The sequence below is a fragment of the Mycobacterium hippophais genome (assembly GCF_027529605.1).
GTDB classification, from domain to species: domain Bacteria; phylum Actinomycetota; class Actinomycetes; order Mycobacteriales; family Mycobacteriaceae; genus Mycobacterium; species Mycobacterium arseniciresistens.
Genome location: NZ_JAPZPY010000002.1, coordinates 547,726 through 569,179, shown reverse-complemented (window position 1 = coordinate 569,179; position 21,454 = coordinate 547,726). Strand labels below are relative to the sequence as shown.

At 69.8% G+C, this 21,454-nt stretch carries 19 protein-coding genes and 1 tRNA gene; 9 read left to right on the top strand and 11 right to left on the bottom strand.

Annotated elements, in window-relative coordinates:
• Window positions 1-49 precede the first annotated feature (49 nt).
• The 3 genes from O6P37_RS08340 to O6P37_RS08330 are packed head-to-tail and all read left to right on the top strand — an operon-like array spanning window position 50 to window position 4,591.
• Window positions 50-2,098, top strand: coding sequence for a TRAP transporter permease (locus O6P37_RS08340; RefSeq protein ID WP_269893600.1), 2,049 nt, complete (start codon window positions 50-52; stop codon window positions 2,096-2,098).
• Window positions 2,095-3,105: a TAXI family TRAP transporter solute-binding subunit gene (locus O6P37_RS08335; RefSeq protein WP_269893599.1), complete on the top strand. Its 1,011-nt coding sequence runs from the start codon at window positions 2,095-2,097 to the stop codon at window positions 3,103-3,105. Before O6P37_RS08340 ends, O6P37_RS08335 begins: the two co-directional genes overlap by 4 nt.
• Before the next feature lie 52 nt (window positions 3,106-3,157).
• Window positions 3,158-4,591 carry an MFS transporter gene (locus O6P37_RS08330; protein WP_269893598.1) on the top strand — a complete coding sequence of 478 codons (1,434 nt, stop codon included), beginning with the start codon at window positions 3,158-3,160 and terminating at the stop codon, window positions 4,589-4,591.
• On the opposite strand, the gene O6P37_RS08325 is transcribed toward O6P37_RS08330, so the two are convergent.
• Both O6P37_RS08325 and O6P37_RS08320 read right to left on the bottom strand, forming a co-directional pair.
• Window positions 4,569-4,925 (bottom strand): DUF3817 domain-containing protein, encoded by a 357-nt coding sequence (locus O6P37_RS08325; protein ID WP_269893597.1) that lies wholly within the window; start codon window positions 4,923-4,925, stop codon window positions 4,569-4,571. The genes O6P37_RS08330 and O6P37_RS08325 overlap by 23 nt on opposite strands.
• Complete coding sequence (locus O6P37_RS08320; protein WP_269893596.1) at window positions 4,922-5,299, bottom strand: hypothetical protein; 378 nt, start codon at window positions 5,297-5,299, stop codon at window positions 4,922-4,924. Before O6P37_RS08320 ends, O6P37_RS08325 begins: the two co-directional genes overlap by 4 nt.
• A 63-nt stretch (window positions 5,300-5,362) precedes the next feature.
• Here O6P37_RS08320 and O6P37_RS08315 point away from each other — a divergent pair.
• Window positions 5,363-5,446, top strand: a tRNA-Leu gene (locus O6P37_RS08315).
• A 99-nt stretch (window positions 5,447-5,545) separates the two neighbouring features.
• Here O6P37_RS08315 and O6P37_RS08310 read toward each other — a convergent pair.
• The 3 genes from O6P37_RS08310 to O6P37_RS08300 all read right to left on the bottom strand — a co-directional run bounded on the left by O6P37_RS08310 (window position 5,546) and on the right by O6P37_RS08300 (window position 9,522).
• The gene (locus O6P37_RS08310; RefSeq protein WP_269893595.1) at window positions 5,546-7,123 is read right to left on the bottom strand and encodes a diflavin oxidoreductase; all 1,578 of its coding nucleotides are present in this window, start codon (window positions 7,121-7,123) and stop codon (window positions 5,546-5,548) included.
• 96 nt (window positions 7,124-7,219) lie between these two features.
• Window positions 7,220-8,356, bottom strand: a complete 1,137-nt coding sequence (locus O6P37_RS08305) for a TDT family transporter (protein WP_269893594.1) — start codon at window positions 8,354-8,356, stop codon at window positions 7,220-7,222.
• Window positions 8,353-9,522: a zinc-binding dehydrogenase gene (locus O6P37_RS08300; protein WP_269893593.1), complete on the bottom strand. Its 1,170-nt coding sequence runs from the start codon at window positions 9,520-9,522 to the stop codon at window positions 8,353-8,355. Before O6P37_RS08300 ends, O6P37_RS08305 begins: the two co-directional genes overlap by 4 nt.
• Before the next feature lie 190 nt (window positions 9,523-9,712).
• On the opposite strand from O6P37_RS08300, the gene O6P37_RS08295 reads away from it, so the two are divergent.
• From O6P37_RS08295 to O6P37_RS08275, 5 genes are all read left to right on the top strand, one after another.
• Window positions 9,713-9,841, top strand: a complete 129-nt coding sequence (locus O6P37_RS08295; protein ID WP_269893592.1) for a hypothetical protein — start codon at window positions 9,713-9,715, stop codon at window positions 9,839-9,841.
• Between the two features lie 75 nt (window positions 9,842-9,916).
• The gene (locus tag O6P37_RS08290) at window positions 9,917-11,248 is read left to right on the top strand and encodes an MFS transporter (protein ID WP_269893591.1); all 1,332 of its coding nucleotides are present in this window, start codon (window positions 9,917-9,919) and stop codon (window positions 11,246-11,248) included.
• Between the two features lie 17 nt (window positions 11,249-11,265).
• Complete coding sequence (locus O6P37_RS08285) at window positions 11,266-12,255, top strand: LacI family DNA-binding transcriptional regulator (RefSeq protein WP_269893590.1); 990 nt, start codon at window positions 11,266-11,268, stop codon at window positions 12,253-12,255.
• A gap of 86 nt (window positions 12,256-12,341) precedes the next feature.
• Window positions 12,342-13,544 (top strand): cytochrome P450, encoded by a 1,203-nt coding sequence (locus O6P37_RS08280; protein WP_269893589.1) that lies wholly within the window; start codon window positions 12,342-12,344, stop codon window positions 13,542-13,544.
• Entirely contained in the window at window positions 13,541-14,611 is a 1,071-nt protein-coding gene (locus O6P37_RS08275) for a phosphotransferase (RefSeq protein WP_269893588.1), read from the top strand. Before O6P37_RS08280 ends, O6P37_RS08275 begins: the two co-directional genes overlap by 4 nt.
• Before the next feature lie 7 nt (window positions 14,612-14,618).
• Here O6P37_RS08275 and O6P37_RS08270 read toward each other — a convergent pair whose 3' ends face one another.
• From O6P37_RS08270 to O6P37_RS08245, 6 genes are read right to left on the bottom strand one after another with little or no spacing between them, the layout of a single operon-like run.
• Window positions 14,619-15,914, bottom strand: coding sequence for an MFS transporter (locus tag O6P37_RS08270; RefSeq protein ID WP_269893587.1), 1,296 nt, complete (start codon window positions 15,912-15,914; stop codon window positions 14,619-14,621).
• A gap of 36 nt (window positions 15,915-15,950) precedes the next feature.
• Window positions 15,951-17,252: an MFS transporter gene (locus O6P37_RS08265; RefSeq protein WP_269893586.1), complete on the bottom strand. Its 1,302-nt coding sequence runs from the start codon at window positions 17,250-17,252 to the stop codon at window positions 15,951-15,953.
• 52 nt (window positions 17,253-17,304) lie between these two features.
• Entirely contained in the window at window positions 17,305-18,783 is a 1,479-nt protein-coding gene (locus O6P37_RS08260; protein ID WP_269893585.1) for an adenylate/guanylate cyclase domain-containing protein, read from the bottom strand.
• A 21-nt stretch (window positions 18,784-18,804) separates the two neighbouring features.
• A complete protein-coding gene (locus O6P37_RS08255) occupies window positions 18,805-19,107 on the bottom strand; it encodes a hypothetical protein (RefSeq protein ID WP_264013317.1) in 303 nt (100 codons plus the stop codon).
• Window positions 19,104-20,606, bottom strand: coding sequence for a class I adenylate-forming enzyme family protein (locus O6P37_RS08250; RefSeq protein WP_269893584.1), 1,503 nt, complete (start codon window positions 20,604-20,606; stop codon window positions 19,104-19,106). The genes O6P37_RS08255 and O6P37_RS08250 overlap by 4 nt, the downstream gene beginning before the upstream one ends.
• A complete protein-coding gene (locus O6P37_RS08245; protein WP_269893583.1) occupies window positions 20,603-21,439 on the bottom strand; it encodes an SDR family oxidoreductase in 837 nt (278 codons plus the stop codon). Before O6P37_RS08245 ends, O6P37_RS08250 begins: the two co-directional genes overlap by 4 nt.
• Between the last annotated feature and the right edge of the window lie 15 nt (window positions 21,440-21,454).

The window sequence follows — 21,454 nt, the reverse complement described above, 5'->3', positions numbered from 1 at the left end:
CACCGCAATCAGCCACGAACGCAGGCGTTGCGGCATAACGTCTCTCTCGATGGAGAGGTCAACGCCGCAAGAGCCCGGCCCCTCGACGTCGGTTGCCACGGCGCCGTCGACCCCACCGCCGTCGGCGGCTCTCACCGACATCCCGCAGACCGACGACCAGGAGCGCCCGGGTCGTCAGCTCAGCGGGTGGGTGGACCGCGCCGTCGCGGTGATCGCGTTCGCGGTGGCGATCCTGACGATCTGGCAGGTGTTCCGGCCGCTGCCGCAGGGCAGCCAGTACTACCTGATCATCTTCCTGGCAGGCACCCTGCCGCTGGTGTATCTGGTCTACCGGTCCGGACTGCCCCGCATCGACCCCGAGGACCGGCCCGGTGTCCTCGACTGGGTGCTGGCATTCGTCACCCTGCTCGTGTGCCTGTACCCGGTGCTGCCGATGGCGCTGGGCTCGGGCGGCGGCGGGTACAACGCGTTCCTGGACCGGCAGGGTCTGCTGGAACCCACCGATGTGGTGATGGGCGCGCTGCTCCTGGTGCTCATCCTCGAGGCCTGCCGCCGCACCACGGGGTGGGCATTGCCGATCGTGTGTGCGGTGTTCCTCGCCTACGGGTACTACGGCGGACTGCTGCCGCAGGGCTGGGACATCGCGCACGCCGGACTGGATTTCGACCAGATCATCGACGCGCTGTACAACTCGGGCAGCGGATTCTTCGGCACCCCGCTGGACGTGGCGGCCACCTACATCGTGCTGTTCACCATCTACGGTGCGGTGCTCGAGCGGTCCGGTGCGGCCCGGTTCTTCGTCGACCTGTCGGTGGCCGCCTTCCGTCGCTCGCGCAGCGCGGCGGGCCGCACCACTGTGGCGTCGGGCTTCCTGCTCGGCACGGTCTCCGGATCGGGCACCGCGACCGCCGTCAGCACCGGCGCCGTCACCTGGCCGATCATGAAGCAGGCCGGTTACACCCCGGAGCGGGCCGGCGGCGTGCTCGCGGCGGCCGGCGTCGGAGCGCTGCTGTCGCCGCCGACGCTCGGTGCGGCGGCGTTCATCGTCGCCGAGTACCTCGAGGTCTCCTACCTCACGGTGCTGGGCTGGGCCACCATCCCGACGCTGCTGTACTACCTCGGCATCCTGCTGGCCGTGGAGATGGACGCCCGCCGGTTCGGCGTGCGGCCCGCCGAGTTCGAAGCGCAGTCGGCGTGGAAATTGCTGCTGCGCTTCGGCTATCACTTCTCGTCGCTGATCGCGATCGTCGTGCTGCTGGCGTTCGGGGTGAGCGCCACCCGGGCCGTGGTGTACGCCACGGTGCTGGCGTTCGCGCTGTCGTTCCTCGACCGCAGGCACCGTCTGACGCCGCACCGGACGTTCGACGCGCTGGCGTCCGGCGTGCGCGGTGTGCTGCCCGTCGTCGCGGTCTGCGCGGCGGCCGGGGTCATCACCGCGATGACGACCAAGACCGGCCTCGGTGCCCAGTTCTCGTCGGTGCTGGTGCGCGGTGTCGACGCGATCACCGACAACCGCACCCTGATGCTCGCGTTGACGGCGGTCTTCGCCGCGGTCGCGCTGGCCGTGCTCGGCCTGGCGATCCCGGTGACGGCGTCGTTCGTGATCGGCTGGGTGATCATCGGGCCCGCTCTGCTCGAGCTCGACGTGCCCGCGCCCGCGGCGGCGATGTTCGTCTTCTACTACTCGGTGCTCTCGGAGATCACCCCGCCGACAGCCCTTGCGGCGGTGGGTGCGTCGGCGGTGACGGGTGGGCGGGCCATCCCGACGATGTGGCACACGCTGCGCTACGGCCTGCCTGCGTTCCTGGTGCCGATCGCCTTCGTGGTGACCGAACCGGGCGAGCATCTGCTGGGCCGCGGTTCGGTCATCGGTGTGCTGTGGGTGACCGCGGCGGCGTGCGTGGGAATCGCGGCGCTGTCGATCGCCGTCGGCGGGTGGGTGTTCGGCGTGGGGGAGGCCAACCGCGTGTCCCGGGTGTTCGCTGTTTTGTCGGCCCTGCTGTTGTTGTTCCTCGATCCCGTCACCATCGTGGCGGGACTGGCGTGCCTGCTCGTGGCGGTCGCGCTGGCCATCATCGACAAGAGGAGACGAGAATGAGACGTGCGATCGCGGTGGGCGCGGGACTGCTCATGGTCGGTGCGGCGATCACCGGATGCGGTGGCCGCCAGGACAAACCGGCCGCCGACACCGGCGGCGAGGTGACCTGCGAGGTGTCCGGTGACACCCGGATCGCGATCGCGACCGGCAATGCCACCGGCGTGTACTTCTCGCTGGGAAACGCCTACGCAGAACAGATCTCATCGGCGACCGACGGGAAGGTCAAGGCCACCGCCGCCGAGACCGGCGCCTCGGTGCAGAACATCCAGCAGCTCGTCGGCGGGGCGTACCAGGTGGCGTTCTCACTGGCCGACACCGCATCGGACGCCGTCGAGGGCAAGGGCGGCTTCGACGGCGAGAAGCAACCCATCCAGGCGATCTCGCGTCTCTACCCGAACTACACCCAGGTGGTCGTCCGGTCCGACGCGGGCATCAGGTCGATCGCCGACATGCGCGGCAAGCGCGTCTCGACGGGCTCGCCCGGTTCGGGCACCGAGGTGATCGCCAACCGGCTGATCGAGTCGGCCGGACTCAACCCGCAGAGTGACGTCGCCGCGCAGCGCCTCGACCTGACGAAGACCGTCGACGGCATGAAGGACGGTTCGATCGACGCGATGTTCTGGTCGGGCGGTCTGCCGACGCCGGGTATCACCGACCTGTTCACCACGCGGCGCGATGCCGTGACGTTCCTCGACATCACCCCGCAGCTGGCCAAGATGCAGGAGATCAGCCCGGTGTACGAGGAGGGCGTCATTCCCGCGGCGACCTACGGCGCCGCTGCCGACGCGAAGACCATCGTGGTGCCGAACCTGCTGCTGGTGCGCGACGACATCGACGCCAACCTCGCGTGCGTGCTGACCAAGACGCTGTTCGACCGCAAGTCGCAGCTGGAGCAGGCGGTGGGCGCCGCGAAGGGCATCAAGGTCGAGACGGCGCGTGACACCGGTCCGGTGCCGCTGAACCGCGGGGCCGAGAAGGCGCTCGGGGAGCTCGCGCCGTCGCAGTGAGACGGACACCGTCAGGGTTTGCATAGACGACCTAAGGGGTAGCATCCCCGGCGTGCGTCGTCATCCCGGGATCATCGTCGCGGTGCTGGCGGCCGCGGGCATCAGCGTGTCGCTGATGCAGACGCTCGTCATCCCGCTGATCCCCGAGTTGCCGACGCTGCTGAACACCAGCGCGTCGAACGCGTCGTGGGCGATCACCGCCACCCTGCTGACGGCCGCGGTCGCGACACCGGTGTTCGGCCGGCTCGGTGACATGCACGGGCCCAAGCCGATTCTCATCATCTGCACGGTGCTGCTGACCATCGGCTCGCTGATCGCCGCCCTGAGCAGTTCGCTGCTGCTGATGGTGGTGGGCCGCGCCCTGCAGGGCTTCGGCATGCCCATCATCCCGCTGGGCATCAGCGTGCTGCGGGCGTCGGTGCCCGCGCACCGCGTCGGCACCGCCATGGGACTGATGAGCGCCTCGCTGGGCGTCGGTGGCGCACTGGGGCTGCCGCTATCGGCCGTCATCGCCGACAGCTTCGACTGGCACGCGCTGTTCTGGTTCGCCGCCGCGCTGGGCATCGTGTCCGGACTGCTGTTCGCGGCGCTGGTGCCGCGCATCCCGTCGGCGTCGGCCGACCGGTTCGACGGACCGGGCGCCGTGGGATTGGCGGCCGGCCTGGTGCTGCTGCTGCTCGCCATCTCCAAGGGCGGCGGCTGGGGCTGGACGAGCGTGACGACGCTGGGCATGTTCGCCGGGTCGGCGGTGGTGCTCACGGTGTTCGGCTGGTGGCAGTTGCGCACCCCGATGCCGCTGGTGGATCTGCGGACCACGGTGCGCAGGCCGGTGCTGACCACCAACCTGGCGTCGATCGCGGTGGGGTTCGCGCTGTTCGCCATGTCACTGATCGGGCCGCAGGTGCTCGAGTTGCCCGCGTCGACCGGATACGGCCTCGGCCAGAGCATGCTGCACACCGGGTTGTGGCTGGCGCCCGGCGGCCTTGCGATGATGGTGTCGGCGCCCGTCGCCGCACGGATCGCGGCGGTACGCGGCCCCAGGTTCACCCTGGTGATCGGCGGAGCGGTGGTGTCGGCGTCGTACCTGTCCGGGCTCGCGCTGATCCAGAGTCCCTGGCAGGTCATGGTGTTCAACGTGCTGGTCAGCGTCGGGGTCGGGTTGGCGTTCGCGAGCCTGCCCGCGCTGATCAACGCCGCGGTGCCGATGTCGGAGACCGCGGCGGCCAACGGCATCAACGCGTTGGCCCGCGCACTCGGCACGTCGATCTCGAGCGCCGTGATCGGCGCGATCCTCGCCGGGCTGACGGTGACGGTCGGCGGTGCGGTCTTCCCGACGCTGAACGCGCTGCGGATCGCGCTGGTGGTGGCCGCGGGCGCGGCGGCGCTGGCGACAGTGATGGCGCTGCTGATCCCGGCCCGCAAGGCAGACCCCGCCGACGACGGCGAGACGGTGCCCGCCGGGGCTACAGCCCGAACCGCGCCTTGATGTCGCGGGTCTGGAAGTGCTCGACGACGATGCCGAGCAGGGGGATGGTGCCCGCCAGCAGCACGCCGATGGTCTTGCCGATCGGCCAGCGCACCTTGACCGCGAGGTTGGCGGCGAACAGCAGGTACACGAAGTAGACCCAGCCGTGCACGACGGCGATCCAGCCCAGCGAGTCGTTGTCGAAGGCGTACTTCATCACCATCTCGTAGCAGAGCGCGATCAGCCAGATACCGGTGGTCCAGGCCAGCACGCGGTAGCCGAGCAGCGCCTTGCGGATCGTCTCGGTGCTCACGCCGACGGGCGTGGGGGCCTGCGGTGTCTCGGGCGCGGTCATGGCTTGGTCCTGCCTTCGTTGTCGTTCTGGGCGAGTTCGGCCAGATAGGCGTTGTACTCGCGCAGGGTCGGATCGTCGTCGTCGGGTGCGTTGGCCGCCGCAGGCCGTTCGGGAAGCAGGCCGGCGGGGATCTCCGTGACGTCGTCGCCGCGAGTCGGTTCGGGTGGGGCGTCTTCGTAGCGGACGAACTTGTAGTACGCGTAGAAGCAGAAGCCGGCGAACATCGGCCACTGCAGCGCGTAGCCGAGGTTCTGGAACGAACCGGACGCCGACTCGTAGCGGGTCCACTGCCACCACGCCAGGGCGAGGCAGCCGGCGGCGCCGAGGGTCACCAGCGCGATGAGCGCCGGTCTCCTACGCCGTGTAGTGGACATGGTCCAACGGTACCGCGCGGCCGTCGCCGAGCCGACCCGCCGTCCGACTACGATTGACGCGTCGCGGGCGTGATGAAACTGGCAAACATGCCGGCTTTAGGTGCCGGTGCTCGAAAGAGTTTGTGGGTTCGAGTCCCACCGCCCGCACTCGTTACTCGGCAGTCGGCGCACCCCCCACCCTGCGCGTCAACAAATGTTGACGGGAGCAGGTGCGTACACGCCCGTGAGCGCGCAACCCGCCCGCACTCAGTACACGTCGCGCACGTAGCGGTGGCTGCGGATCAGGTCGTTGACGTAGGCGTGGGCCTCGTCGGCCGACTTGCCGCCCGCTTTCCCGACGACGTCGTGCAGTGTGCGGTCGACGTCGCGGGCCATGTGGTCGGCGTCGCCGCAGACGTAGAAGTACGCGCCCTCCTCGAGCCACGCGTACAGGTCTGCGGCGCCGGCCAGCATGTGGTGCTGCACATAATCTTTGCGGGCGCCATCCCGGGAGAACGCCAGGTCCATTCGGCTCAGCACGCCCGCATCGAGGAAGCCCTGCAGTTCGTCGCCGTAGAGATAATCGGTCGCGCGCCTGCGGTCGCCGAAGAACAGCCACGACTTCCCGCTCGCCCCGGTGGCCCGCCGCTCTTGCAGGAAGGCGCGGAACGGCGCGATGCCGGTGCCCGGCCCGACCATGATGATCGGCACGTCGGGAGCGGGCAGCCGGAAGTGGTGGTTCGGCCGCGGGTGCACCCGGACGGTCTGGCACCGATCGGCCAGGTACGTCGACGCGACGCCGCCGCGGCGGCGGTCGCGTACCGCGTGCCGCACCGTCGCCACCGTGAGGTGCACGCGATTCGGGTGCTCCAGCGGACTGGAGGCGATCGAGTAGTCGCGGAACTGCAACGGCCGCAACGTGTCCAGTACCTCGTGCACGTCCAGGTCCGCCATGTCGATCAGGTCGAGCACGTCGACGTCGGCCGGGGTGCCCCCGATGCGCGACGCGACGAGTTCCCGCAGGGCCCGCGACGGCGTCCGGATCTCGAAGTGCTCGAGGAGCAGTTCGTCGAGTGTCAGGTCGTGGCCGTCGACCTCGTGATCCACCCCGACTCCCAGCCGGCTGAGCATCGCCTGGACCAGCGCCGGATCGTTGACGGGGTGTACGGCGATCGAATCGCCTGCCGCGTACGTGATCCCCGAGTCACCGAGGTCGATCTCGAAGTGGCACACCTCCTTGTCGGAGGCGGCGGCGTTGAGCCTGCGGTTGACCACCAGGCGGGCGGCGTACGGGTTGTGGTGGGTCCACGGGCACGGTGCGGGTGCATCGGCCTCCTGCGCCGCGACGGCCACCACGCTCGGTGCGGCGCCTCCGGTCGCCGCGCGGGCCACCTCCAGCAGCTTGACCATGTCCGGGATCCACGCCTCGGACTCCGACTCGTAGTAGCCGTCGCAGTCGACCCGGTCGGCGACGCGCGTCGCTCCCAGTTCGGCCAGCCGCTCGTCGATGATCTTGCCCGCGTTGCAGAACAGCTCGTAGCCGCTGTCGCCGAGGGCGAAGACCGCGAAATCGAGATGGTCCAGCCGGTCGGCGTCCTGCGCGCTCAGCATCTCCCAGAACAGGGTGCCGTTGTCCGGCAGCTCGCCGTCACCCCATGTCGATGCGACGACGATGAAGTGGGTGGCGCCGCGCAGGTCGTCGTAGCCGATGTCGTTGAGCTCGGTCTCGGTGGCGTCGATGCCGATCTCCTTGAGCGCCGTGGCGAGCTGGTAGGCGACGTACTCGGCCGACCCCATGTCACTGGCATAACCGATCACCAGTGAGAACTCCGAAGCGTCGGACACCGGTTGCCTCCCCTCGCTTGCCCGCGGCGCATGCGGGCGATCCAAATTAGGGTCACCTTACTTGGCTCGGGCGATCCGTTGGGACGGCCCCGTGCCTCAGCGGGCGGGATCCTTGCGCGCCCGCACCGGGCCCGGGTTCAGCGGCGGGTGCAGCAGGTCCCCGCGCGCGCTGCCCAGCGCGGTGCGCACCGCCACCAGCAGCCAGGTGCACAGCAGCCCCGCATAGGCGATCACCGCCGCGACCCGCAGCGCGGGCAGGCCCGTGTGCAGGGCCAGTTGTGAGGTGCCGGTGACGAAGGTGCCGACGGGAAAGGTCAGGCTCCACCACGTCAAGGCGAACGGCATCCCGCGCCGCAGCGTCCGCACGGTCAGCGATGTCGCCAGCGCCACCCACAGCACGCCGAAACCCCACATCGGGATGCCGTACAGGATCGCCAGCAGGTTGAACGCCTCCGCGATCGGCGCGTCCACCGCGAGGTGGGCCTGGCCGCCGAGTGTGCCTGCGGCGGTGATGGACTGGCCGACCGGGCCGAGCACGATCCACAGCGTCGGCACCCGTGCGGTCCCCGATGTGCCGTAGTGCGTCAGCCTGCTCCAGATCATCGTGACGATGATCAGCGCGGCCACCAGCGACATGCCGAACATCGCGTAACAGGCGTAGAGCATGGTGGCCCGTCCGGCGCCGGGTGCCATGTGGGGGATGAGCAGCGCACCGGTCGCCGCCGACACCATCGGCGGGACGACCGGCATCAGCCACCCGCCGAACGCGGCGTCCGGTTCCACCTCGTGCTGGGTGAACATCAGAAACGGGATGGTCATCGCGGTGAACAGCCCTCCCGCGGTGCCGACGGACCAGAGCAGCCAGTTGATGTCGACGGCAAGGTCTGTGCCGATCAGATCGGCGCCGAGGAGCAACGTGCCCGCCCCCACGGTGAGGAACGCCATCGGCGCGGCGCCGTAGAAGTGGACCATCTGCGGGTTGCGGGCATGACCGCGCGCGATGGTCGGGTGCCGTGCCCAGTTCAGCGTCACCGCGATCACGAGCAGCAGGAGCAGCGCGGCGGCGAACACCCAGACGCCCTGGGCGAAGGCGCGCAGTCCGGGCAGGTGCACGGGCAGTGTCGCCGCGGCCGTCGCGACGATGCCGGTGCCCATCACCGACGCGAACCAGTTCGGGCCGAGGCTGCCGACCACCTCGCCGGCGACCCCGGTGGGCGCCGGTGTGTCGGTCACGCCGTGGCCACCGGAGCCGTCGCGCTGCTGGCGGGGTCGATGAGGATCTTCGCGTGCGCCTCCGGATCGCCGAGCGCGTCGAACGCGGCGGCCACGCCGTCGAGGCCCACGGTGCCGGTCACCAGTGCCGACGCGTCGACCTTGCCGTCGGCGAGCAGATGCAGGGTGTCGCGGAACTCCAGCGGGGTGTAACCGAACACGAAGCGCAGGTCGATCTCCTTGGCGATGCCCATCGACGGCCGCAGCGTGTCCTCGCCCATGCAGACGCCGACGACGATCACCCGCGACTGCAGCGGCGCGCCGGCGAGGGCGCCGTCGATCATGCCGGGGACGCCGACACATTCGAAGATCACCGGCCGCTTCGGGCCCGCGGCGCCCAGCGCGTCGGCCGCCCGGTACACGTGCGCCCAGCCGGGGAGCCGTCGCAGCTTCTCCATCGACGACATCCCGAGTTCGTACAGGGCGGGCGCCTCGGTGATCGCGCCCTTCTGGGAGGCGGCGGAGTACGGCGAGTCGACCGCGGGGTCCACCACCACGTCCGCGCCGCAGCGGGTGGCCAGCGCCCGGCGACCGGGGGAGAAGTCGCTCGCCACGATCTTGGAGACGCCGAGCGACTTGAGATGGCAGATGACGGCGAGACCGACCGGCCCGCACCCCAGCACGACGGCGGTGTCGCGCTTGGCGATCTCGCTGCGTCGCACGGCGTGCAGCGCCACCGCCATCGGCTCGGTCAACGCGGCGATGTCGGGGGCGAGCCCGTTCGGCACGACGAAGCTCATCGCCGCCTCGACCACCACCTGTTCGGCATAGCCGCCCGGCGCCTTCGGTGACAGGCCGGTGAGGTGGACGCCGCCGTGGGTGCGCAGCAACGGGAACGACACCACGGTGGTGCCCGCCTTGAACTCCTTCGCGGCGCGGCGGCCGCGTTCGGCGACGGTGCCGCAGAACTCGTGCCCCATCACCACGGGGGTGTCGCTGCGCATGAAGTCCCGGTAGCCGACTTCGTCCATCACCCCTACCAGCTCGTCGGCGTGGTGGCGGGCATGCAGATCGGAGCCGCAGATCCCGCAACGCGTCACGTCGAGCACCAACTGACCGTCGGCCGGCTTCGGGTCGGCCAACTCGACGACCTCCAGCGCACCGGCCCGACAGCTCACGGCTTTCATCGCACACCTGACATGTGAGCAGTATGCAACCCGGCGGGCCCGGTGTGACGCGATCGTGTGGCCTGCATCCGGATCGGTTGCCGCAGTGCGCAACGTCACCGCTGTCGTGACCGACCTCACCGCGTTCCGCGACGTCCGGCGGCGGCGCTGCGGCGTTGGAGTGAACGAAGAGGCGACGAAAGGAAGGCCGATGAAGCGGCAATTGATGCGGCTGCGCGAGTACGCGGAGATGGTGTCCGACGTCAAGGCGATCAGCGAGGCCTTGGACAGGCGCCGGATCACGGCGTCCGAGGCGTCCGAGGCGATCAGCCGGCTCTGACCGGCGAGGCCCGTCCGGCTCGGGCTCTGAACCACTACTTATGCGGGTAAGTGCGGTGTAGGCTCCCGTCTCGCCATGGACAGCCAGCCCGCCCCCGTCCGCGAGGCCGACGCCGCCGCGGTGCGCAAGGCCGTCACCGGCGCGTCGATCGGCAATGCCGTCGAGTGGTTCGACTTCGCGATCTACGGCTTCCTGGCGACGTTCATCGCGGCGAACTTCTTCCCCTCCGGTGACGACACCGCCGCACTGCTCAAGACGTTCGCGATCTTCGCGGCGGCGTTCTTCATGCGTCCGCTCGGTGGATTCGTGTTCGGGCCACTGGGCGACCGCATCGGCAGGCAGCGCGTGCTGGCCCTGGTGATCCTGCTGATGTCGGCCGCCACACTCGGGATCGGCCTGCTGCCCACCTATTCGGCGATCGGCGTCGCGGCCCCGCTGCTGCTGCTGGTCCTGCGCTGCCTGCAGGGCTTCTCCGCCGGTGGCGAATACGGCGGTGGCGCAGTGTATCTCGCCGAGTACGCCCGCGATCGCCGCCGCGGGCTGACCGTCACGTTCATCGCCTGGTCCGGTGTGCTGGGCTTCCTGCTCGGCTCGATCACCGTCACCGTCCTGCAAGCGACGCTGTCCAACGCGGCGATGGAGAGCTACGGCTGGCGCATCCCGTTCCTGATCGCCGCACCGCTCGGCCTGGTCGGCCTCTACATCCGGCTCAAGCTGGACGACACCCCGCAGTTCGAGGCGCTCAGCGCGTCCGACGACGTCGCCGCCTCACCGCTGCGCGAGGCCGCCACCACGGCGCTGCGGCCCATCCTGCAGGTGATCGGCCTGTTCGTCGTCTTCAACGTCGGCTACTACGTGGTGTTCACGGTGCTGCCGACCTACATGATCAGCACGCTGCAGCTCAGCAGGACGACGTCGTTCGTCTCGGTCACGCTGGCCAGCCTGGTCGCGCTGGTGCTGATCCTGCCGCTCGCGGCGCTGTCGGACCGGATCGGTCGCAGGCCGCTGCTCATCGGCGGGGCGGTGGCATTCGCGTTGGGGTCGTATCCGTTGTTCCTGCTGCTGAACTCGGGCTCGGTGGTCGCCGCCGTCGTCGCGCACTGCGTGCTGGCGGCCATCGAGTCGGTCTACGTGGCCGCGGCGGTGACCGCGGGGGTGGAACTGTTCGCCACCCGGGTCCGCTACAGCGGCTTCTCGATCGGCTACAACATCTCGGTCGCGGTGTTCGGCGGCACCACGCCCTACGTGGTCACCTGGCTGATCAGCGAGACCGGGAACAACCTCGCGCCGGCGGTCTACCTGATCGTCGCGGCGGTGGTGTCGGCGGCGACCCTGCTGACGCTGCGGGAGTCCGCGGGCCGCCCGCTGGCAGCCGGCGGTGCCGAGGCCCGTCGGTCTGCGGCCTGACATGCGACGATGACCCCGTGGCAGTGAGGGGAGCGGCGAGGCCGACCAAGGCCGACGTGGCACGGCTCGCGAACGTCTCGACGGCCACGGTCAGCTACGTGCTCAACAACGTCGAGGGTCAGCGGATCTCGCCGCAGACCCGGGCCGCGGTGCGCGACGCCGCCGACCGCCTCGGCTACCGGCCGAATCTCGCGGCCCGCAACCTCGCCGTCGGCGGCAGCGGTGTGGTGCTCTACATCGTCCCGCGGATCGCGCTTGGCGAACTGCCCATGGAGGTCGGCAGCCGGTTGACCACCGCGTTGGCGCGTCACGGCGTCGTGCTCTCGCTGCAGTTCGAGACCGACGACGACCGCAACGTGATCGACGCCGTCACCGACCTCGATCCGGCGGCCGTCACCAGCGTGTTCCCCCTCACCGGTGCCGCGCTGGCGGCGGTGAGCGCCCGCGGCATCCCGCAGATCCACCTCGGCAGCGCCCAGCTGCGCGCGATGGGCGCGCTGCACCTGTCCATCGGCGAGCTGCGGATCGGCCACCTCGCCGAGCGCGGGCACCGCCGGATCGCCTTCGCCCACTCCGACATCGACCGCCTGCGCCCGCTGGGGGACTACTGGTTGGAGGGGCTGCGTGTCGCAGCAGGCGCGCGAGGCCTGCCCGACCTCGAGGTCGCCACCTTCGCCACCGACGGCTCCGGCGCGGCCGATCAGGTGCGCACGCTGGTCGACGACGGAGTGACCGCGGTCTGCGCCCAGAGCGACGAGACGGCCTTCGTGGTGCTGCACGGGCTGCGTCAGGCGGGCCTGCGCTGCCCCGAGGACCTGGCCGTGATGGGCGTCGACGCCCGCCCGCTCGGCGCGGTGAGCGGACCGCCGCTGACCTCGGTGGGATTCGACGCTCGGGTGATCGTCGAGGTGTCCGTCGCCGCGATGATGGCCGAGCTCGGTTACCCCACCGAGCACGACCCGGGCATCGAGCACGTGGCCACGCTGATCCAGCGCGAATCGACCTGATCGCTAAGCCGACCGCTTAACAGATCGGGGGTTACTTGTAATACTTACGCGTGTAAGCTGCCACTCGCGTAAAGAGAGGGATTTCCGTGACCGTGAGTGCCAGCCCCGGCGTCTACTTCGACCCCTACGACGTCGAACTCAATGCCGACCCCTATCCCATGTTCAAGCGCCTGCGCGAAGAGGCGCCGCTCTACTACAACGCCCAGCACGACTTCTATGCGGTGAGCCGGTTCGAGGACGTCTGCAAGGCGCTCGTCGACCACGGCACGTTCAGCTCCGCGCGCGGCGCGATCGTCGAGCTCATCAAGGCCAACATCGACATCCCGCCGGGCACCGTGATCTTCGAGGACCCGCCGATCCACGACATCCACCGCAAGCTGCTCGCCCGGATGTTCACCCCGCGCAAGGTCAACGCGCTGGAGCCCAAGATCCGCGAATTCTGCGCCCAGAGCCTCGATCCGGCGATGGAGTCGGGACGGTTCGACTTCATCACCGACTTCGGCGCCATCATGCCGATGCGGGTGATCAGCGCACTGCTCGGCATACCCGAGGAGGATCAGGAAAAGATCCGCGACCACGGCAACGCGCAGCTGCGCACCGAGGCGGGCAAGCCGATGGCGGCCGCGCAGGACGGCCTGGTCGACGGCTCCATCTTCGAGGCCTACATCGACTGGCGCACGGAGAACCCCTCCGACGACATCATGACCGAACTGCTCAACGTCGAATTCACCGACGAGCACGGGGTCAAGCGCCACCTCAGCCGCGAGGAACTGCTGATCTACATCAACGTCGTCGCCGGCGCGGGCAACGAGACCACCACCCGCCTGATCGGCTGGGCGGCCAAGGTGCTCGCCGAACATCCCGACCAGCGCCGCGAACTCGTCGAGAACCCGGCGCTCATCCCGCAGGCGATCGAGGAGCTGCTGCGCTTCGAGCCGCCCGCGCCGCACGTCGCGCGCTACGTCACGCGGGACGTCGAGATCCACGGCCAGACCGTGCCGGAAGGCAGCGTGATGATGATGCTGATCGGCGCGGCGGTGCGCGATCACCGGCAGTACCCGCCTGACGGCGACGTGTTCGACATCCACCGCGAACCGCGCCAGCACCTCGCGTTCAGTGTCGGCACCCACTACTGCCTCGGCTCGGCGCTGGCCCGGCTGGAGGGCCGCATCGCGCTCGAGGAGATCCTCAAACGCTTCCCGGAATGGGACGTCGACATGGCCAACGCCGCCCTTTCTCCCACTTCGACTGTGCGCGGCTGGGATTCGATGCCCGCCATCGTCCGATGACCAGCGTCGAGTTGACGGTCCCGAACGACTGGGACGACATCACCCCGGTCTGGATGACCGCGGCGCTCGGTGATCACCACCCGGACGCGGTGGTGGGCTCGGTCAGTGTCGACCTGCGCGACGACGGCACCAACCGGCGGGCCCGGCTGCGGCTGGGCTACACCTCGGGTTCGGGGCCGGAGACGGTGTTCGTCAAGGCGGTCGACCCCGGCCATCGCGATCTGGTGCGGCTGACCAGTGGGCTGTTCCACGAGCCCCGGTTGTTCAACTCGGGCGTCGAGCTGCCGCTGGAGCACCCGACCGTGTACGCCGCCGTGATCGACGAGGCCCGCGAAGATTTCATCCTGGTCATGGAGGACCTGACGGCCCGTGACGCCGACCCGCGCGATGCCACCCGCCCGCTGACCGTCGAACAGGCGGCGACCGGGGTGCGCGGCCTGGCCCGGATGCACGGAAAGTACTGGGGCGCACGGTCGCAGACACCCGAACTGGAATGGCTGGAACCGTTCGTGCCCTGGGAGGGCATGGGCGCGGCGCCCCTGCAGGCCGCGCTCGACCGACTGGGTGACGACGCGCCGGACGAGGTGATGGCACTCACCATCGGCGGACTCATCGGCGACATCTGGGCGCCCTACATCCGCAGCCTGACGAGGTCGCCGCAGACACTGCTGCACGGCGATCCGCACATCGGCAACACCTACCTGCTGCCCACCGGCGAGATCGGATTCCTGGACTGGCAGGTCGCCCGGCGCGGCAACTGGTCGCTGGACCTGGGGTACTTCCTGCAGGGCGCGCTGACCACCGAGGACCGTCGCAGCAGCGAACGCGACCTGCTCGAGGAGTACCGCGGTTCGCTCGGCCTGCCCGCCGACGAGGCGCCGACGTCCGACGAGGTCTGGCTGCGCTACCGGGCGTCGGTGGCACACGGTCTGACGCTGTGGCTGTGCACCGCCAGCGCGGGCGAACTGTGGCAGCGCCCCGACATCGCTCTGGCCCTGGCGCAACGCTATTCGTTCGCCTATGCCGACCTGAGCACCGCCGAGGCGATCACAGCGATCGACACCTGACGCGCGGTCATACGGCTGGGTTGCCCCGCCACGGGCCGGGCATCAGACTCACCGCGATCGCCGAGATCACCGACACCCCGATCAGGTACGCCGCGATCGAGTCGCTGGTCCCGGTGGCGGCGTAGAGGGCGGTGGCGATGGTCGGTGCGAACGCCGAACCGACCACCTGCGACAGGGTGTAGCCCACCGACACCCCGCTGTAGCGCACGTCGGGGTCGAACACCAGGCTGAACAACGACCCCGTCACACCTGCTGCAGGCGCCATCGCGATGCCGAACACCAGGACGAGCGCGAGCAGGAACAACCCGGGGTCACCGGTGTCGATGAGCGCGAAGACGGGCACCACGGACACGCCCATCGCGACCACGCCGGTCAGGAACACCGGCTTGCGCCCCACCCGGTCCGACAGCGCGCCGAACAGCGGGTAGAGCACCACCGCCACCAGTGCGGCGACGAACACGCCGAAAAGCGCCTGCGCCCGGCTGATCCCGGCGACCGTCGTGCCGTAGGACACCAGGTACGCCACGCAGATGTAGGCGAACACACCCTGGGACAGGTAGGCGCCGGCCACCAGCAGGATCTCGCGCCAGTGCCTGCGGAACGCCGCCACGATCGGCATCCGCACCACGGCGGCGCGCTCACGGACGGCGGCGAAATCCGGGCTCTCGGCGATGGACAACCGGATCACCAGTCCGATGACGATGAGCAGTGCACTGGCCAGGAAGGGGATTCGCCAGCCCCAGGACAGGAACCGGTCGTCGGGCAGCAGCGACACCGCGTAAAAGGCGAGTGTGGCCGTCGCGGTGCCCGCGGGCGCACCCATCTGCGGAAAGGCGCCGTAGAGACCCTTTCTGGCCGAAGGAGCGTGCTCGACGGCCATCAGTGTCGCGCCGCCCCACTCGCCGCCGACCGCGAACCCCTGCACCAATCGCAGCAGGGTCAACAGGATCGGCGCGGCCCACCCGATCTGTGCGTAGGTCGGCAACAGCCCCATCAGCACCGTCGACAGGCCCATCAGCAGCAGCGAGTAGACCAGCATCCGTTTGCGGCCGATGCGATCGCCGAAGTGGCCGAACACCATTCCGCCCAGCGGCCGGGCGAAGAACCCGACCCCGAAGGTGGCGAACGACAGCAGCAGTCCCATCGCCGGCGAGACGTCGGGGAAGAAGAGCTTCGGGAAGACCAGGGCGGCCGCGGTGCCGTAGATCAGGAAGTCGTAGTACTCGACGGTGGTGCCGATGAAGCTGGCCAGCGCGACCCGCAGGCCCGAGGTGCGCGGCGGCACGCCCGCGGGGGTGGTCATGGGTCACGGTATCGCGTGATCGCCCGCCCGGCAGGCCTATTCGACGATGTCGCGCAGCGGCCGGCCCGCGGTCTCCCGCATCGTCATGATGGTGGCGAGGGTGATGACGGCGGCGACGACGAGATAGATCGCAGGGGCGAGTTCGTTGCCCGTGCGGTCGGTCAGCCAGGTGGCGATGTAGGGCGTGGTGCCGCCGAACAGGGCGACCGACGTGTTGTAGCCGATCGAGTAGCCACTGGAGCGCACCTTGGTGGCGAAGAGTTCCGCGCCCGCGGCCAGCGACGCCGAGACGAACACCGCCTCCAGAGCGGCCAGGCCGGCATGGGCGGCGACGGCCGCCGCCAGCGATCCGGAGTTCAGCAGCCAGAACAGCGGATAGCTGAACACCGCGAACCCGATCGCGCCCGCGATCAGCAGCGGCTTTCGGCCCACCCGGTCCGACAGTGCGCCCAACGGGAGGATCAGCACGAGCGCCACGATGCTGGCCACCGTGATGGAGACGAACGCGTCGGTCTTCGTGAAGCCCAGTGTCTCGGTGAAGTAGCTCGGCAGGAAGGTGAAGACCACGTAGAAACCCACGTTGTGGATGATCACCAGGCCGATGATCTGCAGGATGGGCCGCCACGAGGTGGTGACCGCCTCGCGCAGCGGTGACTCGGAGACCTCGCCGGACTCCTTGAGCCGCTCGAACTCCGGTGTGTCGCCGAGGCGGAGCCGGATATAGAGGCCGACGCCGCCGAGCACTCCGGCGATCAGGAACGGGATGCGCCACCCGTAGCTCTCCATCGCCTGCTCGCTCAGCGCGGCCTCGAGCAGGGTGACGGTGATGGACCCGAGCAGGAAGCCGATCACCACCGACCAGACGAGGAACGCCACCACGAAGCCGCGGTGGCGGTTCGGCGCGTACTCCGCGAGAAAGCATGCCCCGCTGCCGTACTCGCCGCCGGCCGAGAAGCCCTGCAGACACCGCAGCACCAGAAGCAGCGCCGGGGCGAACACGCCGATGGAGTCGTAGCTGGGCACCAGGCCGATGGCGAAGGTCGACGCCGACATCAGCAGGATGACCAGCGCGAGCACCCGCTGGCGCCCGATCCGGTCGGCGAGCGGCCCGAAGAACAGTCCGCCCAGCGGCCGCATGAAGAACGCGGCGGCGAAGATGGCGAAGGTGCTCAGCAGTGCGGCGGTCTCGTCGCCGGACGGGAAGAATTTCGCGGCGATGTAGGTGGCGAGGAATCCGTAGACGGCGAAGTCGAACCACTCGACGGTGTTGCCGATCGCCGCACCGCGCACGGCCTGGCGTACCGCCGCCGGTTCGGCGGCCCTGACATCGGAGGTCATGTCCGGGGGTTCCCGGTGGCGTTCGGGATGTAACCTGCCGATCTCGACCGGATCAGCGGGCGGCGGTCGGCGCCCACATGTCGGTGGGGTCGGCCCGGCCGCGCAGCACCTCCCGGCTGTGCTCGGCCCACCGTCGCCGTTCGGTGTCGCCGGCTGCGCGCAGCGCGACGCCTGAGCACAGCACCCGGGCATCGACGCCCTTGGCGCGGTCGGCGAGCCGCGCGGCCTCGTTGACCGCGTCCCCGACGACGGTGTACTCGTAGCGGTTCTCGGCGCCGATGTTGCCGGCGAACACCGGACCGGCCGACACTCCGATGCCGAAGTCGACTGACAGACATCCCAATTCGATGCTCAGGGTTCTTGCGGTGGTCAGCGCCGCGGTGGCCGGCCGGTCGATGGGCAGCGGTGCGCCGAACACCGCGAGCGCGGCGTCGCCCTGGAACTTGTTGACCAGGCCATGGTTGTCGTCGACGGCGGCGACCACGATGCGGAAGAAATCGTTGAGGATGTCGGCCACCTGCTGGGGGTCCCGGTGGGTGGCCAGTTCGGTGGACCCGACGAGGTCGATGAACAGCACCGCGGCCTCACGCACGTCACCGGCGACGGCTTCGGTGCCCTCGATCGCGCGGCGGACCACCTCGGGACCGACGTGGCGGCCGAACAGGTCGCGCAACCGGTCCCGTTCGCGCAGCCCGATCACCATCCGGTTGAAGCCACTCTGCAGGCGCCCGATCTCGGACCGTTCGTAGACGTCGACGAGGCGGCCGATGTCGCCGCGCTCGACCTCGGCCATCGCCGCCACCACGTCGCGCACCGGATCGGAGATCGACCGCGAGACGACGATCATCGCCCGCAGGCCCAGCATGACCGCGACGACGGCGAGCACCAGCACCGGGACCTCTACCGACGCGTCCTGGGAGATCAGCCAGCCGTTGCGGCGCAACATGGTCAGGGCGACGATGCCGGCGCCGGGCAGGGCGGTGCACACGGTCCACATCAGGATCAGCCGCGCGCGGACGCCCGGGACGGCCTCGGCTTGCGCGAGGTCCCCGGCTGTCACGGTCATCACCGGCCGCAGTGTGCTCTGGGTGAACAGGAAGCCAGTGGCCACCGTCGCGGTCGTCCCGAACATCACTGCGAAGGCGATCACCGCCATGACGCCGCCGCCCTCATCAGCGTTGAGGGAAAACATCACCGCGGCGGCAACGGCCCACGGCGTCAAGAGGATCGCTGACTGCCAGTGGGTCAGGTTGCGGACCGTCCGAAGGTTGCCCAGATCCCGATCGCCGCCTTTCAGCAGGCGGAGGGCGGGCTCGATCAGCAGGACGCCGCCGACCGAGACGGCTACGGTGCCGACGGCGACCAGCACCGCGGTGGCGATCAGATTCTGTCGGCTGAGCAGCGCCTGGGCGTCCGTGACGCTCTGCGCGCTCAGCGAGACGGCGATCGCGACCACCTCGGCGGCGGTCAGCAGGTAGGCCAGCGCGAGTCCGGCGCCGTATCTGGCGCGCAGTCGGCCGGGCGGCGGCACGACCCTTCGCTCCGAACCTCGTCAGTCGCTGGCGGGCAGCGGCTTGGCCTCCTTGAGGCTGAGTGGGGTGTCCCCGACGGCCAGCGTGCCCTTTCCGGCCTTGGTCACCAACACCTCGGCGCCGTTGTCGTCGACGTAGCGCTTGCCCATCACGTTCCCGTCGGACAGCGCCGGGTCGAGGGTCGCGTCGGCCGCTTTCTCGCCGTCCAGCGGCACCATCGGTGCGCCGCCGGCCCGCAGGTCGTCGAGGCTCTCGGCGCTGCGCACCACGATCACCTGGGTGTCGCAGACCTGGCTCTGCAGGCGGGTGCCGTTCTTGATCATGCTGGCTCCTTCGTGGCCGTCTGGAATTCGTGGATCAGCTCGCGGCGCAGGACCTTGCCGGTGGCGTTGGTGGGCAGTTCGTCGCGGAACACCACGCGGTCGGGGGTGCGCGAGCCGCGCAGGTGGCTGCGGACGTGCTCGCGCAGCAGGTCCGGGTCGGGGTCGGCTCCGGCGGCGGGGACGACGACGGCGACGATGATCTGGCCCCACTGCGGGTCCTCGGGCCCGATCACCGCGACGTCGTGGACGTCGGGGTGTTCGACGAGCACGTCCTCGATCTCGGCGGGCGCGATGTTCTCGCCGCCGCGGATGATGGTGTCGTCGGACCGGCCGCCGATGAACAGGTAGCCCTGGTCGTCGAGCATCGCGACGTCCCTCGTGGGGAACCAGCCCTCGGCGTCGAGCACCGAACCGATCTCGGCGTAGCGGCCGGACACCTGATCGCCGCGCACATAGAGCTCACCGGTCTCACCGGGGCCGAGCACGGTGCCGTCGTCGGCGCGGATCTGCACCTCGATGCCGGGCACCACCTGGCCGACCGAGCCGAGACGGCGTGCCGCGACCGGATCGTCGGCGCCGAACGCCGCGCGGTGGTCGTCAGGTCCGAGCACGGCGATCGTCGAGCTGGTCTCGGTGAGGCCGTAGGCGTTGACGAAGCCGACGTCGGGGAGGAGCTCGAGCGCGGTGCGCACCAGCGGCAGCGCCACCTTGGATCCGCCGTAGGCGAGGTTGCGCAGCGTCGGCAACTCGACCGGTTCGCTCTGCAGCGCCGTCACGATGCGATCGAGCATGGTGGGCACCACGGTTGCCGTCGTCACGTGCTCGTCGCGGATCAGCCGGATCCATTCGCGGGCGTCGAAGATGGGCAGATACACCATCTTCCGGCCGGCGTAGAGGTTGGACATCGCCGCGCCGACCCCGGCGATGTGGTAGGGCGGCACGCAGATCAGCGAAGCGTCTTCTTCTGCGGCGGAGCCGAACTCGACGGTGCCGGTCACGTAACTCGTCAGGTTGTTGTGGGTGAGCTCGACGGCCTTCGGCCGCGACGTGGTGCCCGAGGTGAAGAGCACCACCGCGACGGCATCGGGGTCGGCGAACTCGGCGACCGGTTCTGCCGTGCGGGCGGCCGCGAGGAAGTCGTCGGAGGTCATCGTCTGGCGGCCGGCCTCGCCGACGACGTCGCGGTAGTCGGCGTCGACGATCACCAGCGCGTCGGGGAGCCGCTCGATCAGTTCGCGCAGGCCGTCGCGGCTGAGCCGGTAGTTCAGCGGGGTGAACGGCACGGCGGCACGCGCGGAGGCGAACAGCAGCAGCGGCAACATCGCCCCGCCGGTGCCCACATAGGCGACGTGCGCGGCGCCGGAGGCGGTGATCACGCCCGCCCCGCCGTCGGCGAGGGCGCTGAGCTCGCCTGCACTCAGCCGCAGGTCGTTGGAGACCACAGCGGTGCGGTCGGGATCGCTGGACGAGGCCATCTCCAGCAGCAGCGAGATGCTCATGGCCGGTCCGCCTCGTCGACGAAGATGTCCAGGGTGGGGTTGTCTCCGCCACCGTAGCGGGTCAGGTCGGTGATTCCCGCCGAAGCCAGCACCTCGGAGTCGATGTAGCAGTTTCCGGTGGCCTCACGCGCAGGCCGGGACAGCACCTCGACGGCGGCGTCGGCCATGATCTCCGGGCTGCGGGCCGATTCGAGCGCCTTCTCGCCGATGTGCGCGACCGCGGCGGTGGCGATGTAGGTCTGCGGCCACAGGCAGTTGAACGCGATGCCGGCTTCTGCGTACTCGGCGGCCCAGCCCTGCGACAGCAGGGTCATCCCGTACTTCGACAGCGTGTAGGACGGGTGGGCGCCCAGCCAGCGCGGGCTGAGGTTCAGCGGCGGCGCGAGGGTGAGGACGTGGGCGTTGGCCGAGTTGCGCAGGTGCGGCAGCGCGGCCTTGGTCAGCAGGAACGTGCCGCGCAGGTTGATGTCCATCATCAGGTCGAACTTCTTGGCGGCCAGCGCCTCGGTCGGCTCGGTGGCGATCGCGCTGGCGTTGTTCACCACGATGTCGATTCCGCCGAAGTGCTCGACGGCGGCCTCGATTGCGCGCGCGACGTCCTCTTCCTTGCGCACGTCGCCCACGACGGGGACGGCCTTTCCGCCCGCGGCCTCGATGTCGGCGACCGCGGTGTGCACGGTGCCGGGCAGCTTGGGGTGTGGTTCGGCGGTCTTGGCCAGCAGCACGACGTTGGCCCCGTGCCGGGCGGCGCCGATCGCGATCGCGAGGCCGATGCCCCGGCTGCCGCCGGAGACCACCATGGTGCGGTCGGTGAACGCTTGCTCGCTGGACATGGGCCTCCTTGGACT